Here is a 16,321-nt window from a genome sequence, read left to right as displayed (position 1 = left end):
AGGGCCAGGACACCGGAGGCCGCTCCGGCGTGGTGATCTTCGTCGCACTGGGAGCCGCTCGCGGGCCGGGCATCCGCGGGCCGTCGGCTTTGCCAATGCGCTGCATGCCACCGGTGTCCGGGGCTGCGGACGGTCATCGCCCGGTACGTCGCCGTCACCGGAGTGCCGTCCGCTCCGCTGCTCCGGTTCGGTACGGTCTCCTCGGCGATGCCAGTTCCCGCGTGACGCCGAACTGACCCGAGGGCCCCGGATCCAGATGATGAACACTGCCGTCAAAAGTCTCGCTGACCGGCTCGTCGCCTCACCGAGACGGCTGTGGGCCGTCGCTTTCGCGATCTTCTTCGTGTTGAGCGCGTCCTGGTCGATCGCCACGCCGATCGGCGCTTCACCGGACGAGCACGCACACATCATCCGGGCGGCGACGGTTGCCCGCGGCCAGGTCGAGGGCCGGGAGGTGATGGTCCCGCACGTGGTCGCCTCCATCGAGGGGAAGTTCGCCGAGACCGGTGTCCAGCTGCCGCACATCTACCAGGACCTGAAGGACGTCAACACCTGTTACGTCTTCAAGCCCTGGAAGTCGGCCAAGTGCGCCCCGGCGCTCAAGGAGACGCCCGGGACGACCCTGGTGACCACGGCGGCGGGCCGCTACCACCCGGCGTACTACTTCGCCGTGGGCTGGCCCGGCCTGTTCGTCCACGGCGAGACGGCCTTCTACCTGATGCGCCTGATGTCGGCGCTGATCTGCTCCGCCCTGGTGGCGAGCGCGGTGGTCTCGGCGGCGGAGTGGCGGCGGCGGTCCTTCACCCTGCTCGGCGTGGTCACTGCGGCCACTCCGATGGCGCTCTTCATGTTCGGTGTGGTCAACCCGAGCGGCCCGGAGATCGCCGCGGGCATCCTGGTCTGGAGCGCCGGGCTGCCGATGCTGATGAACCCGGACCCGCACCTGCTGACCCGTCGGCTGGCCCGGCTGGGTGCCGGCGCGGTGGTGCTGATCTGCATCCGGCCGCTGGGGCTGGTCTGGTTCGCCGGGGCCCTCTTCTTCGGGCTGCTGCTGGGGCGGAAGGGCGCACTGCGCGAGGTGTTGCGGCGACGGTCGACCTGGCTCTGGGGCCTGCTGGCGGTGGCGGCGGCCGGGTCGGCGCTCGCCTGGTCGTCGAGCCACCCGGACAACTCGGTCATCGACACCCCGAGCAACCTCACCCCGCTGGTCGCGGGCCGGAAAACCTTCGACAACGGCCTGCTGTACATGAAGCAAATGATCGGCTACTTCGGCTGGTTGGACGCGCAGGCGCCGGCCGCGACGCTGCTGGTCTGGTGCGCCGTGGTGATCGCCCTGGCGCTGTTCGCGCTGTGCTACGCCCGGTTCCGGGACGTCCTGGCCATCGTGGGGGTGATGGCCGGGATCGTGGTGATACCGATAGCGGCCCAGGCCATGCAGGCGCGCCAGCTGGGCATGATCTGGCAGGGCCGCTACCTGCTGCCGTTCGCCGTCGGGCTGCCGATCATCTGCGCCGCGCTCTGCCACGAGCGACTGCCGTGGGGCGGTTTCGCCTGGCGGCGGCTGCTGGTGCTCTCCGGCTTCTCGCTCGCCCTGGTCAATGTCGTCGCCTTCGTCTGGGCGCTGCGCCGCAACGCGGTCGGCACCGACGGTGCGCTGCTGATCAGCCCGGCCGCCTGGGGGCCGCCCGGCGGCTGGCCGATCTGGGTCGCGGTGTACTCGGTGGCGGCGCTCGCGACGGGTCTGCTCACCGCGGTGTCGGACCACCGTGGGCGGGCCCTGCCGCCGTTGTCCGACGGGCCCGGGAGCAGCGTCGCGGAGGACCGCGCCCGGCTCGCCGGGGCCCGTTCGGAGGCGTAGGGTTTCGCAGTGCGGGCGGTGCTCGGTTGTGGTAAGGAGTTCCGCCCCGGACCGGTTCCCGCCCCGGTTCCGGCGAGAACCCCACGACCTGCGGCGTTGCATTTGTTTTGACCGCGCCCCATGCGCTAGGTACGCTCTGACCTTGTGCCTGGGGTGTCCCCGGGTCCTTGTGCGTGCATGCACACCGGTCGCCGCGCCGAGCCGGAGCGCCTCCCAGCGCGCCGCGCGTAGAGCGCCGTCGCTGTACATCAGCTCATGGGATTCCGTGTCGGAATAGCCCAACACACCCGACCGCGTGGGTCGACCACGGGGTCGTGTGCGAGGGAACACCGCAGGTTAGTTCCACCAAGCCTTGGCACACAGAAAACGGAGAAACGGTGCCTACGATCCAGCAGCTGGTCCGAAAGGGCCGGCAGGACAAGGTCGAGAAGAACAAGACTCCCGCGCTGAAGGGCTCCCCGCAGCGCCGTGGGGTCTGCACGCGTGTGTACACGACCACCCCGAAGAAGCCGAACTCGGCGCTTCGCAAGGTCGCCCGTGTGCGCCTCACCAGCGGGATCGAGGTCACCGCTTACATCCCGGGCGAGGGCCACAACCTGCAGGAGCACTCCATCGTGCTGGTGCGCGGTGGTCGTGTGAAGGACCTTCCTGGTGTCCGCTACAAGATCATCCGCGGTTCGCTCGACACCCAGGGTGTCAAGAACCGCAAGCAGGCCCGCAGCCGCTACGGCGCCAAGAAGGAGAAGTAAGAATGCCTCGTAAGGGCCCCGCCCCGAAGCGCCCGGTCATCATCGACCCGGTCTACGGCTCCCCGGTCGTCACCCAGCTGGTCAACAAGATCCTGCTGCACGGCAAGCGCTCCACCGCCGAGCGGATCGTGTACGGCGCCCTTGAGGGCGTCCGTGAGAAGACCGGCTCGGACCCGGTCGTCGCGCTGAAGCGCGCGCTGGAGAACGTCAAGCCGGCCCTCGAGGTCAAGTCCCGCCGTGTCGGTGGCGCGACCTACCAGGTTCCGGTCGAGGTCCGTCCGGGCCGCGCCAGCACCCTGGCGCTGCGCTGGATGGTCGGTTACTCCCGCGCCCGTCGCGAGAAGACCATGACCGAGCGTCTGATGAACGAGATCCTCGACGCCAGCAACGGCCTGGGCGCTTCCGTGAAGCGTCGCGAGGACACCCACAAGATGGCCGAGTCCAACAAGGCCTTCGCGCACTACCGCTGGTAGTCCGTACCCCGTCACTAGACAGAGAGAGAACGAGCCACCATGGCTGCAACCTCCCTTGACCTCGCCAGGGTCCGCAACATCGGGATCATGGCGCACATCGACGCGGGCAAGACCACCACCACCGAGCGGATCCTGTTCTACACCGGCGTGTCGTACAAGATCGGTGAGGTCCACGATGGCGCTGCCACCATGGACTGGATGGAGCAGGAGCAGGAGCGCGGCATCACGATCACGTCGGCCGCGACGACCTGCCACTGGACCGTCGACGGCGTCGACAACACCATCAACATCATCGACACCCCGGGTCACGTCGACTTCACCGTCGAGGTGGAGCGTTCGCTGCGCGTCCTCGACGGTGCCGTGACGGTGTTCGACGGTGTCGCCGGTGTCGAGCCCCAGTCCGAGACCGTGTGGCGGCAGGCTGACCGCTACGGCGTCCCGCGCATCTGCTTCATCAACAAGCTGGACCGCACGGGCGCGAACTTCTTCTTCTGCGTCGACACCATCGTGGAGCGCCTCGGCGCCACCCCGCTGGTGATGCAGCTCCCGATCGGTGCCGAGGCGGACTTCCAGGGCGTTGTCGACCTGGTCCGCATGAAGGCTCTGGTCTGGTCCGCCGAGGCCGCCAAGGGCGAGATGTACGACGTCGTCGACATCCCGGCCGAGCTGCAGGAGCAGGCGAACGACTACCGCACCCAGCTGATCGACACCGTCTCGAACGTCAGCGACGAGATCATGGAGCTCGCCCTCGAAGAGGCCGAGATCCCGGTCGAGCTGCTGCAGGACGCGATCCGCAAGGGCACCCTGAACTCGGACTTCACTCCGATCTTCTGTGGTACCGCCTTCAAGAACAAGGGCGTTCAGCCCCTGCTCGACGCGGTCGTCAAGTACCTGCCGTCGCCGCTGGACATCGAGTCCATCGAGGGCACCAAGCCGAACGACCCGGAGACCAAGATCTCCCGTAAGGCTTCGGACGACGAGCCGCTGGCCGCGCTGGCGTTCAAGATCATGTCCGACCCGCACCTGGGCAAGCTCACCTTCGTCCGGATCTACTCCGGTCGCCTGGAGTCCGGCACCTCCGTGCTGAACGCCGTGAAGGGCAAGAAGGAGCGCATCGGCAAGATCTACCGCATGCACGCGAACAAGCGTGAGGAGATCGAGTCGGTGGGCGCCGGCGACATCGTCGCCGTCATGGGCCTGAAGCAGACCACCACCGGTGAGACGCTGGCCGACGAGAAGAACCCGGTCATCCTGGAGTCCATGGACTTCCCGGCCCCGGTCATCCGCGTCGCCATCGAGCCCAAGTCCAAGGGTGACCAGGAGAAGCTGGGTGTCGCCATCCAGCGTCTCGCCGAGGAGGACCCGTCCTTCCAGGTCAACACGGACGAGGAGACCGGCCAGACCATCATCGCGGGTATGGGCGAGCTGCACCTCGAGGTGCTCGTCGACCGTATGCGCCGTGAGTTCAAGGTCGAGGCCAACGTCGGCAAGCCGCAGGTCGCGTACCGCGAGACGATCCGTCAGGCCGTCGAGCGCATCGACTACACCCACAAGAAGCAGACCGGTGGTTCCGGTCAGTTCGCCAAGGTGCAGATCGCGATCGAGCCGCTCGAGCAGGCCGAGGGCTACGAGTTCGTCAACAAGGTCACCGGTGGCCGCGTGCCGCGGGAGTACATCCCGTCGGTCGACGCCGGCTGCCAGGAGGCCATGGAGTTCGGTGTTCTCGCCGGCTACCCGCTGCAGGGTGTCCGCGTGAGCCTGCTCGACGGCCAGTCGCACGACGTCGACTCCTCCGAGCTCGCGTTCAAGATCGCCGGTTCGATGGCCTTCAAGGAAGGCGCCCGGAAGGCCAAGCCGGTCCTCCTGGAGCCGATGATGGCCGTCGAGGTCACCACGCCCGAGGACTACATGGGCGACGTGATCGGTGACATCAACTCTCGCCGTGGCCAGATCCGGTCCATGGACGAGCGTCACGGTGCCCGCGTCGTCACGGCGCTGGTGCCCCTCTCCGAGATGTTCGGCTACGTCGGTGACCTGCGCAGCAAGACCTCTGGTCGCGCGAGCTACTCGATGCAGTTCGACTCGTACGCCGAGGTCCCCAAGGCCGTGGCTGAGGAGATCATCGCCAAGTCCAAGGGCGAGTGAGGTCCGGCACTGCCGGCTTCAGAATCAGTCCGACATTCGGGATGATTCCGACCCCTTAGGCTATTAGGAGGCGACCCGGGAGGATCCTGACGGATCCTCCCGGGGCCTCCGGCCCCCACCCCGCGGGACGGTGCGAGGTGCTTCCGGCACCACGGACCCAGCCCGATCAAGACCAACTGACGTCAGCACGGCGTACAGGAACTGTCCTCAGGAGGACTGCAGTGGCGAAGGCGAAGTTCGAGCGGACGAAGCCCCACGTCAACATCGGCACCATCGGTCACATCGACCACGGTAAGACGACCCTTACCGCGGCCATCACCAAGGTGCTGCACGACGCGTACCCGGAGATCAACCCCTTCACGCCGTTCGACCAGATCGACAAGGCGCCGGAGGAGCGGCAGCGCGGTATCACCATCTCGATCGCGCACGTCGAGTACCAGACCGAGGCGCGTCACTACGCCCACGTCGACTGCCCGGGTCACGCGGACTACATCAAGAACATGATCACCGGTGCGGCCCAGATGGACGGTGCGATCCTCGTCGTCGCCGCCACCGACGGCCCGATGCCGCAGACCAAGGAGCACGTCCTCCTGGCCCGCCAGGTCGGCGTCCCCTACATCGTCGTCGCCCTGAACAAGGCCGACATGGTGGACGACGAGGAGATCCTGGAGCTCGTCGAGCTCGAGGTCCGTGAGCTGCTCTCCGAGTACGAGTTCCCGGGCGACGACCTGCCGGTCGTCCGCGTCTCCGCGCTGAAGGCGCTGGAGGGCGACAAGGAGTGGGGCGAGAAGCTCCTCGGCCTCATGCACGCGGTCGACGAGAGCATCCCGACCCCGGCCCGTGCCGTGGACCAGCCGTTCCTGATGCCGATCGAGGACGTCTTCACGATCACCGGTCGTGGCACCGTCGTCACCGGTCGTATCGAGCGTGGCATCCTCAAGGTCAACGAGACTGTCGACATCATCGGCATCAAGGAGACCAAGACCACCACCACGGTCACCGGCATCGAGATGTTCCGCAAGCTGCTCGACGAGGGCCAGGCCGGTGAGAACGTCGGTCTGCTGCTCCGTGGCATCAAGCGCGAGGACGTCGAGCGCGGCCAGGTCATCATCAAGCCGGGTTCGGTTACCCCGCACACCGACTTCGAGGCCCAGTCCTACATCCTGTCGAAGGACGAGGGTGGCCGTCACACCCCGTTCTTCAACAACTACCGCCCGCAGTTCTACTTCCGTACCACGGACGTGACCGGCGTCGTGACCCTCCCCGAGGGCACCGAGATGGTCATGCCGGGCGACAACACCGCCATGACCGTCGCGCTGATCCAGCCGATCGCCATGGAGGAGGGCCTGAAGTTCGCCATCCGTGAGGGTGGCCGCACCGTCGGCGCCGGCCAGGTCACCAAGATCATCAAGTAATTGATGCTCTGACCTGCCTGCCTCGTCAGGCTAGTCCGAAGGGTCCCGCGCACTACGTGTGCGTGGGGCCCTTCGGCGTCTCACCCTGCGCTCACCTGCGAGCCCTTCCTCTCACGGGCAGCTCATGGCTGACTGTTATGGTCGGCTCACCATCCAGCCCCGCCGTCGCGGAAAGTGGGACCCAACGCATGTCTACGGCACCGCTGCTGTCGGTCGTGATGCCGATCTACAACGAGCAGGAGGCGCTCCCGCTGACCGTCCAGCGGCTGCGTCCGATCCTGGACGGGCTGGGGGTCGACTACGAGGTCGTGGGCGTCGACGACGGCAGCCGGGACGCCACGCCCGTCCTCATGCAGAAGATCCGGCAGGACTGGCCGGAGTTCCGCATCGTCCGCTTCGCCCGCAACTCCGGGCACCAGGCCGCGCTCACCGCGGGCATCCACCGGGCCCTCGGCGACTACGTGGTGAGCATCGACGCCGACCTGCAGGACCCGCCGGAGAAGATCCCGGAGATGCTCGACCTGGCGCGCGAGCAGAGCCTCGACGTCGTCTACGGCGTGCGCGGCGACCGCGGCACCGACACCGCCTTCAAGCGCCGCACGGCCGGCGGGTACTACTGGCTGATGCGCAAGCTGGTCGGCAAGCGGATGCCCAACCAGGCCGGCGACTTCCGGCTGCTCAGCCGCGCGGCGGTGGACGCCCTCAAGCAGCTGCCCGAGCACCAGCCGGTCTACCGGCTGCTGGTGCCGTGGCTCGGCTTCCCCAGCGGCGAGGTGGTCTACGTCCGCGAGGAGCGGGTGGCCGGCGGCACCCATTACCCGCTGTCCAAGATGGTGCGGCTCGCCCTGGACAGCATCACCAACTTCTCCGCCGCCCCGCTGCGGCTGGCCACCTACCTCGGCCTGGTGAGCTTCGTGGTCTGCATCGGGCTCGCGATCCACGCCACCGTCGCGTACGCGCTCGGGTCGACCGTGCCCGGCTGGTCCTCGCTGTTCATCGGGATGCTGTTCCTCGGCGGCGTGCAGCTGATCTGCGTCGGACTGCTGGGGGAGTACGTCGGCCGGATCTACTCGGCGGTGCAGGCCCGCCCGGCCTACTTCGTCGGGTACGACTCGGCCGAGGACGACGAGCGGGGCCCCGGCCGGTGACCTTGACCGAGGAGCCCGCGGAGCCCACCCCGCAGACCCGGCGGCAGCTGCCGTCCTTCCTGGTCATCGGCGTCCTCAGCACCCTCTTCTACCTGGGGCTGTTCGTCGCCGCGCGCTGGTTCACCAACCCGCAGGCGGCCAACCTGATCGCGCTGGCGGTCAGCGCGGTGGCCAACACGGCGGCCAACCGCCGGTTCACCTTCGGCGTGGTCGGCTCGCAGGGCGTGGTCCGCCACCAGCTGCAGGGCGCGGTGGCCTTCCTGATCGGGCTCGGCCTCAGCAGCGGTGCCCTGGCGCTTCTCGACGTGGCGGTGCCGCACGCGTCCCGGGTGGTGGAGGTGACCGGGCTCGTGGCGGCGAACGGTCTCGCCACCGTGGCCCGGTTCGTCCTCCTCAAAGTGTGGGTCTTCAGGACTCGCTGACGGAGGCCTGTCGCTCCTGCCGCGCGGCCTCGGCCCGACGGCCGGTGCTGGTCCACGCCCAGAACCCGAGCACGACGCAGCCGGCCACGGCGGTCAGCAGCGCTGTCGCCGAGCCCGCCGGTGGGTGCCAGGTGCCGGCCAGGGGGTTGAGCGGGGTGTACGTGAGCGAGGTGCCCACGCCTGCCTGCCAACGGATCATGGTGTAGGCGAGGAAGGCGAGCTGGAGCGGGAGCACAACCACGGCGATCGTCCGGACCAGCCGCGCGGAGCGGGCCCGGTCGAGCACGTCGCGGCGGCCGAGCAGGTAGGCCGCCAGCACCGGCACACCGATGGCGACCGGCAGCAGGTAACGGCCCTGAGCCCCGAAGCCGTACTTGTGGGCGCCGATCGCGTCCGACAGCGATATCACACCGAACGGCACGATGAAGAAGAGGAACAGCCGCCAGCGGTCGCTCCACCGGCCGAATGCGAAGGCCGGCAGGATCAGCGAGCCGAGCGCCAGGTACCAGGCGTCGTAGGCGGTGTTCGGAAGGTAGGTGTCCAGCCACGAGGGCACACCGATCAGCTCGGTGAAGTAGTTGGGCCAGCGCACGATCACCTCATGCCGCAGGCCCTGGGCCAGGGTGAGCTCCGGCGGTGCGCCCACGGGCGCCAGCTCGCTGGCCTTCATCACCACGGTCCACAGGGCGCCCGCCGCGCCCGTGACGAACAGTGCGGCGGCGGCCCACCAGGTCGGCCGGAAGCGCAGCAGGGCGCGCAGCCGTTCGCGCGTGGCCGGGACCAGCATGATGCCGATGATGGCCGCGCACCACAGCGGGCCGAGGGCACGGACCGTCATCAGGACGGAGCCCGCGATGCCGATCTGGACCATCGCGGCCCGGCGCAGCGGCTGCTCCGGTTCCAGCATGGTCGGGATGAGCGCCGCGATCAGCGCCAGGCCTGCGGCGATCTCGACACCGTTGGGGTTGACCGAGCCTGCCAGGTGGGCGGTGATCGGGGTCACCGCCGCGAGCACACCGGCGGCCGCGATGCGGTGCCTGGTCCAGGCGACCATGCTGTGCGCGGCGCAGGCCAGCAGCGCGGACACCAGCCCGGCGCTGATCAGCCGGGCCAGCGTGACACCCAGCCAGTTCGGCCAGAGCGCCAGCGGCCAGCCGACCACGGCGTAGAAGACCGGGTTGTAGCGCCCGGCCCGGGTCGCCACCTTCTCCACGTGCTCGTCCCCGCCGGGCGCCTTGGCGCAGGCCGCCGACTTGTCCGGGTGGAACGCCCAGCAGTTGTCCCGCACCAGGGAGACCGGGATGTGCTGGTAGGCCCCGGTGCCGCCACCCGCCGCCTCGGGCTTCGGCGCGAACTCGCCGCGCGCGACGCCGGCGGCCCGGATGATGTGCTGGGCCTCGTCCGGGCTCGCGTCGTACGGCGCGGCGAGCGCCCACCCCGCGCACAGGAGGAAGAACCCGATGAAGGCGGTCCACCAGGTCCGCCGGAACAGCGGACGGCTCGAGCGGCCGGATCTGCTCACGGCGGGAGCGGGGGGAGAGGTCACGGCGGGGGAGTATGAGGACACGCGACCAAGATAACGGGCGTCCGAATTCGCTTGCCCGGGCGGCTGTGTGGCCGCGGGGCTTTGCACTTACGATACCCTCCGTGACTCAACTGGAACTGCCCGCGGAAGTGCCCGGATCCTCCGCGAAGGGCCGAATTGCCGGACTGCTGGGCCATAGCGCGGTACGGTTCCTGGCTGCGGGTGTTACCAGCACCACGGTCGACATGGGCCTGCTCTACGTCCTGCACGGGGTGCTCAAGCTGCCGCTGGCCCCGTCCACTCTGGTCGCGGTGCTGGCCGGCTTCACCACGAACTTCGTGCTGAACCGGATATGGGCGTTCGAGAGCTCCTCCCCGGTCGGCAAGCAGACGGCCCGTTACCTCGTGATGGCGGGGGGGAACTGGATCAGCACCGTGCTGGTGGTCGGCGGGCTCGTGAAGCTCGGCCTGTTCTACCTGCTCGCCCGCGCGGTCGCGCTGGTGGCCCTCTCGGTCGTGAACTACTTCGGCTACAAGTACTGGGTGTTCCGGGACAAGTGACCAGGATGCGCGAAGGCCCGGCCGGTGCGAACCGGCCGGGCCTTCGCGCATCCTGAGGGGGCCTCAGCCCTGCTCGGTGCGCAGGCTCTCGGTGAACGCCTTGCAGGACTCGTACGTCGGCAGCAGGCCGGAGGAGATCGCCTCCGCCAGCGACGGCGCGGCCTCGTCGCGGGCCGACAGCAGCGGCTGCTCGGCCGGCCACTTGATGTCCAGGTCCGGGTCGAGCGGGTGCACGGAGTGCTCGCCGGTCGGGTTGTACGTCTCGGAGCAGAGATACGAGAGCGTGGCGTCGTCGGTCAGCGAGCAGAAGCCGTGGCCGAGGCCCTCCGGGATGTAGACCGCGCGGCGGTCCACGTCGTCGAGTCGGACGCTCTCCCAGCGGCCGAAGGTCGGCGAGCCGACCCGCAGGTCCACGATGACGTCGAGCACGGCGCCGCGTACGCAGGTCACGTACTTGGCCTGGCCGGGCGGCACGTCGGCGAAGTGGATGCCGCGGACCACGCCGCGCGAGGAGACCGAGAGGTTGGCCTGGGCCAGCCGCAGCGGGTGGCCGACGACCTCGGCCAGCCGGTCGAAGCGGTACCACTCGGTGAACAGCCCGCGGGGGTCGCCGTGCAGCTGCGGGGTGATCTCGATCAGGCCGTCGATGGTCAGTTCGCGGAACTTCACCGGGTGTTCTCCTCGTCCAGCAGGGCCAGCAGGTACTGTCCGTAACCGCTCTTCAGCAGCGGTTCGGCGAGCTCGCGCAGCTGGTCGTCGCTGATCAGGCCGGCTCGCCAGACGGCCTCCTCGATGCAGCCGATCTTGAGGCCCTGACGCTCCTCGATGACCCGGACGAACTCGGAGGCCTGGACCATCGAGACGAAGGTGCCGGTGTCCAGCCAGGCGGTCCCGCGGTCCAGGATGGTGACGTTCAGCTCGCCCTGACGCAGGTAGGCGTCGTTGACCGCGGTGATCTCCAGCTCGCCGCGCGCGCTGGGCTTCAGACCGCGGGCGATCTCCACGACCTGGTTGTCGTAGAAGTACAGGCCGGGGACGGCGTAGCGGGACTTGGGCTTGGTGGGCTTCTCCTCGATGGAGATCGCGTGGCCGTGCTCGTCGAACTCGACCACGCCGTACGCGGTCGGGTCGGCCACCGGGTAGGCGAAGACCCGGCCGCCGGGGGTGTCGGTGTCCTTGGCCAGCCGGGTACCGAGGCCGCTGCCGTGGAAGATGTTGTCGCCGAGGATGAGGGCGACCGACTCGTCGCCGATGAAGTCCGCGCCGAGTACGAAGGCCTGGGCGATGCCCTCGGGCTTCTCCTGGACGGCGTACTCCAGCTTCAGGCCCAGCTGCGAGCCGTCGCCCAGCAGGCGCTCGAACTGGTCGCGGTCGGCGGGGGTGGTGATGATCAGGATCTCGCTGATGCCTGCCATCACCAGGGTGGACAGCGGGTAGTAGATCATCGGCTTGTCGAAGACCGGGAGGAGCTGCTTCGACACCGCTCGGGTCAGCGGCCAGAGCCGCGAGCCGGTGCCGCCGGCCAGAAGGATTCCACGCATGGGGTGCACCTTATTCGAGTCCGACGAGGTCAGTGAGGCCCGGGTCGGCGGCTCCCCGGCGCGCCGGTAGACTACGGCGTACTATGCGCATCCTCGTGACCGGCGGTGCCGGCTTCATCGGTTCTGAATTCGTCCGCCAGCTGCTGGGCGCCGACTCCACCGACCAGATCACGGTCTTCGACAAGCTCACCTACTCGGGTGTCGAGGCCAACCTGGCGCCCGTGGCGGGTCACAGCGGCTACTCCTTCGTCCAGGGCGACATCTGCGACGCCGACGCCGTCGACCAGGTGATGCCCGGTCACGACGTCGTGGTGCACTTCGCGGCGGAGTCCCACGTGGACCGCTCGATCGCGGGCGCCGGCCCGTTCGTGCTGACCAACGTCGTCGGCACCCAGGTCCTGCTGGACGCCGCCCGCAAGCACGGCGTGGGCCGCTTCGTGCACGTCTCCACCGACGAGGTGTACGGCTCGATCAGCGAGGGCTCGTGGACCGAGACCTGGCCGCTGGCCCCGAACTCCCCGTACTCGGCCTCCAAGGCCGGCTCCGACCTGCTCGCCCTGGCCTACCACCGCACCCACGGCATGGACGTCGTGGTGACGCGCTGCTCCAACAACTACGGGCACTACCAGTTCCCCGAGAAGGTCATCCCGCTCTTCACCACCAACCTGATCGACGGCAAGAAGGTCCCGCTGTACGGCGACGGCGGCAACATCCGTGACTGGCTGCACGTCTCGGACCACTGCCGCGGCATCGAGCTGGTCATGCGCGGCGGCCGCTCCGGCGAGGTCTACAACATCGGCGGCGGCACCGAGGTCACCAACAAGGAGCTGACCGGCCTGCTGCTGGATGCCGCCGGCGCCGGCTGGGACATGGTCGAGCACGTGGAGGACCGCAAGGGCCACGACCTGCGCTACTCGCTGGACATCAGCAAGATCCGCGAGGAGCTCGGCTACGAGCCGCAGGTCCGCTTCGAGGACGGCCTCGCCGCGACCATCACCTGGTACCGCGAGAACCGCGCCTGGTGGGAGCCGCTGAAGCAGAAGGCGGCGCTGCAGAAGTGAGCGCCACTTCCCCGGGCCGGGTCCGCTGGCTCGTCACCGGCGCGGCCGGCATGCTCGGCCGGGACCTGCTGACGGTGCTCGCCGGTGACCCGACGGCCGAGGTGACCGCCCTCGGCCGCGCCGACCTCGACATCACCGACGCGGCAGCCGTGCTGGCCGCCGTCGAGGGCCACGACGTCGTCGTCAACTGCGCCGCCTGGACCGCCGTCGACGCGGCCGAGACCGAGGAGGAGGCCGCCACCGCCGTCAACGGCACCGGTGTGCGCCACCTCGCCGCCGCCTGTGCCAAGACCGGCGCCCGGCTGCTCCAGGTGTCGACCGACTACGTGCTGCCCGGGGACGCCGCCGAGCCGTACGCCGAGACCGCGCCGACCGGCCCGGTCAACGCGTACGGCCGCGGCAAGCTGGTCGGCGAGCAGGCCGTGGCGGAACTCCTCCCGCAGCACGGTTACGTGGTGCGCACCGCCTGGCTGTACGGCGAACACGGCAAGAACTTCGTCGCCACCATGCTGCGGCTCGCCGCCCAGCGCGAGACGCTGGACGTCGTGGACGACCAGCAGGGCCAGCCGACCTGGTCGCTGGCCCTGGCCCGGCAGCTCGTCGAGCTCGGCACCGCCGCGCTCGCCGGGCGGGCCCCGGCCGGGGTCTACCACGGCACCGCGGCCGGCCGGACGACCTGGTGCGGGCTGGCGCGCGAGGCCTACCGGCTGAGCGGCCTCGACCCGGAGCGGATCCGTCCGACCACCTCCGCGGCGTACGTCACGCCCGCCGTCCGGCCCGCGTTCAGCGTGCTGGGCCACGACCGGTGGACCGCGGCGGGCCTCAGCCCGCAGCCGGACTGGCGCGAGCAGCTCGCCGAGGCGCTCGGCACTCCCGTCTTCACCGAGCTGGCCGTCAAGGCCCGGACGACCGAGAGCGACAGACCGCAGTGAGGAATCCGCTGACCAAGGTGGCCGCCGCGCTACCGCCGGGAACCCTGGCGGTGGCGGGCGGCACTGTCGTGCTCGGCGCGGCTTCGTACATCCACCTCGGTGTGGCGGGCCACAGCCTCTCCGTCGACGACATGGCGAACGTGTCCCTGCTGTGGACCATCGTGATGTCCGTCGGCATCGGAGTCTTCTTCCCGATCGAGCAGGAGCTGACCCGGATCGTCGCGGCCCGCGCCGCGCTCGGGCACGGCGCCGCCCCGGTGCTGCGCCGCGCGACCCTGCTGACCGGCGGGATCCTCGCCACCGTGCTGCTGGTGCTCGGGGTCGGCTCGCGCCAGATCGCCGACGCCATGTTCCACGGCGACCGCTCGCTGGTGCTGGCACTGGGCGGCGCGTTCCTAGGCATGGCGGTCTGCTACCTCACCCGCGGCGTGCTGGCCGGCCTCGGCCGGTTCGGCGCGTACGGCACTCAGCTCGGCCTCGACGGCGGCCTGCGGATCGGGCTCGCCTTCGGCGCCGCGGTCGGCGGGGTGCACTCGGCGCTGGCGTTCAGCCTGATCCTGGCTGTCGCGCCGGTCGCGGCCACCCTGCTGACCCTGCCGCCGCTGTTCCGGGCCGTCCGGCCCGGCCCGCGGGTGCCCTGGTCGGAGCTCTGCTCCGGGCTGGGCCTGCTGATCTGCTCGACCCTGCTGTCCCAGGTCGTGGTGAACGCCGCCGTGGTGAGCACCAAGCTGCTCGCCCCCTCGGACTCCGCCCTGATCGCCGCGCTGCTCAACGCGCTGGTGCTGGCCCGGGTCCCGCTCTTCGTGTTCGGCTCGCTCCAGGCCTCGCTGCTCAGCGGGCTGTCCTCGGCGATCGCGGTCGGCGACCGTGCGGCCTTCACCGGTATGCTCCGGCGGATCGGCCTCGTGGTCGGCGGACTCGGCGTGGTCGGCGGGATCCCGGCGGTGGCCCTCGGCCCCTGGCTGATCCAGGTGCTCTTCGGCGCCAAGCCGGTGCTCGGCTGCCTCGACTTCTTCTGGATGTCCGCCGGCACCGTGGCGTACATGTTCGCGATGGTGCTCGGTCAGGCGCTGATGGTATTCAAGCGGCACAACCTGCAGCTGCTCTGCTGGGCGGTCGGGACTGCGGTCCTCGCCGGGGTCACCTTCCTGCCGGGCGACGTGTCCACCCGTGTGGTCGTGGCCTACACGGCCGGATCGGTGGTCGCCGTGCTGGGTATGCTGGCCGCTCTCAGGCGCAGCTTCCCCGGTTCGACCGGGAACCGGGCCGGTACCGCGCTGAGCACGTCGGAGCAGGCCGCGCCCACCATGCCTGCCGGGGTGGTCGGCGAATGACCGCACCGCCCCACGCCATACAGATTGCCGCGCACGAGCGCGGGAGACACCCCGAACATGGAGCCCCCGTGTCCCAGTACGACGATGTCTGGCTGGTGATCCCGGCCTACAACGAAGGCCAGGTGATCGCTGACGTTGTGGAGGAAGCGCGCAAGACGTTCCCGAACATCGTTGTGGTCGATGACGGCAGTGCGGACGACTCGGCCAAGCACATCATGACGACGGGTGCCCACCTGGTGCGGCACCCGGTGAACCTCGGTCAGGGCGCCGCGCTGCAGACCGGCCTCGCCTACGCGCTCGACCAGCCCGACGCCAAGTACTTCGCCACCTTCGACGCGGACGGCCAGCACCAGACCGCCGACGTCGAGAAGATGGTCGCCCTGCTCCGCACGGGCGAGGCCGACGTGGTCCTCGGCTCGCGCTTCATCGAGCAGAACGGCCAGGTGCCGTGGATCAAGCGCGTCGTGCTGCGGACCGCCGCGACGGTCAGCCCGACCGCGCGCAAGCTCAAGCTCACCGACTCGCACAACGGCCTGCGTGTGCTCAACCGCGAGGCCGCGAGCCGGATCCGGATCACCATGAACGGCATGGCCCACGCCTCGGAGATCGTCAGCTTCCTGGCCGGCGCCGACCTTCGGGTGGCCGAACTCCCGGTGGACATCCTCTACACCGACTACTCACGCGCCAAGGGTCAGTCCCTGATCAACGGCGTGAACATCATCTTCGACATTTCGCTTCGGGAGCGTGGCCGCCGATGAACTACTTCTGGATCCAGCTGGTGCTGATCGTGGGCGCGGTCACCCTCGCGTTCATGTTCATCCGGCGTTGGGACGCCGCGAACACCCGCGCCTGGAAGCGCATCGCGTTCTCCGTCTTCGTGATCGCGAACATCTACGCGATCCTGCGTCCGAGTGACGTCACCTGGGTGGCCCACAAGCTCGGCGTCGGCCGCGGCACCGACCTGGTGCTGTACGTCATGGTCCTGGCCATGGGCTTCCTGACCCTGAACACCTTCCTGCGCTTCCGCTCGCTGGAGAAGAAGCTCACGGACCTGGCCCGCACCGTCGCGATCAACGAGGGCTCCCGGCTGAACGGGGAGCGCTTCGACCTCGACCTGCCGATCTCGGCCCCGGTGAAGAGCAACGGAGCCTGAGTCCC

General features: G+C 69.3%; 16 protein-coding genes. 13 read left to right on the top strand and 3 right to left on the bottom strand.

What is annotated here, in order from left to right:
* Positions 1-346 precede the first annotated feature (346 nt).
* The 7 genes from ACIRYZ_RS09135 to ACIRYZ_RS09105 all read left to right on the top strand — a co-directional run bounded on the left by ACIRYZ_RS09135 (position 347) and on the right by ACIRYZ_RS09105 (position 8,210).
* Positions 347-1,858, top strand: a complete 1,512-nt coding sequence (locus tag ACIRYZ_RS09135; protein ID WP_402941581.1) for a DUF2142 domain-containing protein — start codon at positions 347-349, stop codon at positions 1,856-1,858.
* Between the two features lie 377 nt (positions 1,859-2,235).
* Positions 2,236-2,607 (top strand): 30S ribosomal protein S12, encoded by a 372-nt coding sequence (gene rpsL, locus ACIRYZ_RS09130; RefSeq protein ID WP_014144289.1) that lies wholly within the window; start codon positions 2,236-2,238, stop codon positions 2,605-2,607.
* Positions 2,608-2,609: 2 nt separating this feature from the next.
* Complete coding sequence (gene rpsG, locus ACIRYZ_RS09125) at positions 2,610-3,080, top strand: 30S ribosomal protein S7 (RefSeq protein WP_148644378.1); 471 nt, start codon at positions 2,610-2,612, stop codon at positions 3,078-3,080.
* Positions 3,081-3,119: 39 nt separating this feature from the next.
* Entirely contained in the window at positions 3,120-5,225 is a 2,106-nt protein-coding gene (fusA, locus tag ACIRYZ_RS09120; RefSeq protein WP_402941578.1) for an elongation factor G, read from the top strand.
* A gap of 221 nt (positions 5,226-5,446) precedes the next feature.
* Positions 5,447-6,640 (top strand): elongation factor Tu, encoded by a 1,194-nt coding sequence (gene tuf / locus ACIRYZ_RS09115; protein ID WP_031063092.1) that lies wholly within the window; start codon positions 5,447-5,449, stop codon positions 6,638-6,640.
* Between the two features lie 188 nt (positions 6,641-6,828).
* A complete protein-coding gene (locus ACIRYZ_RS09110) occupies positions 6,829-7,788 on the top strand; it encodes a glycosyltransferase family 2 protein (protein WP_402941575.1) in 960 nt (319 codons plus the stop codon).
* On the top strand, positions 7,785-8,210 hold the full coding sequence (locus tag ACIRYZ_RS09105) for a GtrA family protein (RefSeq protein WP_402941572.1): 426 nt from the start codon (positions 7,785-7,787) through the stop codon (positions 8,208-8,210). The genes ACIRYZ_RS09110 and ACIRYZ_RS09105 overlap by 4 nt, the downstream gene beginning before the upstream one ends.
* Here ACIRYZ_RS09105 and ACIRYZ_RS09100 read toward each other — a convergent pair.
* Entirely contained in the window at positions 8,197-9,732 is a 1,536-nt protein-coding gene (locus tag ACIRYZ_RS09100) for a DUF2142 domain-containing protein (RefSeq protein ID WP_402941570.1), read from the bottom strand. The genes ACIRYZ_RS09105 and ACIRYZ_RS09100 overlap by 14 nt on opposite strands.
* A gap of 125 nt (positions 9,733-9,857) precedes the next feature.
* On the opposite strand from ACIRYZ_RS09100, the gene ACIRYZ_RS09095 reads away from it, so the two are divergent.
* A complete protein-coding gene (locus tag ACIRYZ_RS09095; RefSeq protein ID WP_402941567.1) occupies positions 9,858-10,295 on the top strand; it encodes a GtrA family protein in 438 nt (145 codons plus the stop codon).
* A 63-nt stretch (positions 10,296-10,358) separates the two neighbouring features.
* On the opposite strand, the gene rfbC is transcribed toward ACIRYZ_RS09095, so the two are convergent.
* Positions 10,359-10,964, bottom strand: a complete 606-nt coding sequence (gene rfbC, locus ACIRYZ_RS09090; protein ID WP_393025343.1) for a dTDP-4-dehydrorhamnose 3,5-epimerase — start codon at positions 10,962-10,964, stop codon at positions 10,359-10,361.
* Positions 10,961-11,836, bottom strand: a complete 876-nt coding sequence (gene rfbA / locus ACIRYZ_RS09085; RefSeq protein ID WP_402941564.1) for a glucose-1-phosphate thymidylyltransferase RfbA — start codon at positions 11,834-11,836, stop codon at positions 10,961-10,963. Before rfbA ends, rfbC begins: the two co-directional genes overlap by 4 nt.
* An 83-nt stretch (positions 11,837-11,919) precedes the next feature.
* Here rfbA and rfbB point away from each other — a divergent pair, with 83 nt between their 5' ends.
* The 5 genes from rfbB (at position 11,920) to ACIRYZ_RS09060 (ending at position 16,316) form a co-directional block, all read left to right on the top strand.
* Complete coding sequence (gene rfbB / locus ACIRYZ_RS09080) at positions 11,920-12,897, top strand: dTDP-glucose 4,6-dehydratase (RefSeq protein WP_402941561.1); 978 nt, start codon at positions 11,920-11,922, stop codon at positions 12,895-12,897.
* Entirely contained in the window at positions 12,894-13,829 is a 936-nt protein-coding gene (gene rfbD, locus ACIRYZ_RS09075; RefSeq protein ID WP_402941558.1) for a dTDP-4-dehydrorhamnose reductase, read from the top strand. Before rfbB ends, rfbD begins: the two co-directional genes overlap by 4 nt.
* A complete protein-coding gene (locus ACIRYZ_RS09070) occupies positions 13,826-15,163 on the top strand; it encodes a lipopolysaccharide biosynthesis protein (protein WP_402941555.1) in 1,338 nt (445 codons plus the stop codon). Before rfbD ends, ACIRYZ_RS09070 begins: the two co-directional genes overlap by 4 nt.
* 68 nt (positions 15,164-15,231) lie before the next feature.
* Positions 15,232-15,921, top strand: a complete 690-nt coding sequence (locus tag ACIRYZ_RS09065; protein WP_393025357.1) for a glycosyltransferase family 2 protein — start codon at positions 15,232-15,234, stop codon at positions 15,919-15,921.
* Positions 15,918-16,316 carry a DUF2304 domain-containing protein gene (locus ACIRYZ_RS09060; protein ID WP_393025360.1) on the top strand — a complete coding sequence of 133 codons (399 nt, stop codon included), beginning with the start codon at positions 15,918-15,920 and terminating at the stop codon, positions 16,314-16,316. The genes ACIRYZ_RS09065 and ACIRYZ_RS09060 overlap by 4 nt, the downstream gene beginning before the upstream one ends.
* Positions 16,317-16,321 lie beyond the last annotated feature (5 nt).

This window comes from Kitasatospora sp. NPDC101155 (assembly GCF_044768305.1).
Classification (GTDB): Bacteria; Actinomycetota; Actinomycetes; order Streptomycetales; family Streptomycetaceae; genus Kitasatospora.
Note: the sequence above shows the minus strand (reverse complement) of the source record. Positions and strands in the feature narration are given on the sequence as shown.

Excerpts from the sequence above, each read along its gene's own strand:
- rpsG (WP_148644378.1), top strand. The coding sequence starts at position 2,610 with ATGCCTCGTAAGGGCCCCGCCCCGAAGCGCCCGGTCATCATCGACCCG.
- fusA (WP_402941578.1), top strand. The coding sequence starts at position 3,120 with ATGGCTGCAACCTCCCTTGACCTCGCCAGGGTCCGCAACATCGGGATC.
- ACIRYZ_RS09110 (WP_402941575.1), top strand. The coding sequence starts at position 6,829 with ATGTCTACGGCACCGCTGCTGTCGGTCGTGATGCCGATCTACAACGAG.
- rfbA (WP_402941564.1), bottom strand. The coding sequence starts at position 11,836 with ATGCGTGGAATCCTTCTGGCCGGCGGCACCGGCTCGCGGCTCTGGCCG.
- rfbB (WP_402941561.1), top strand. The coding sequence starts at position 11,920 with ATGCGCATCCTCGTGACCGGCGGTGCCGGCTTCATCGGTTCTGAATTC.
- ACIRYZ_RS09060 (WP_393025360.1), top strand. The coding sequence starts at position 15,918 with ATGAACTACTTCTGGATCCAGCTGGTGCTGATCGTGGGCGCGGTCACC.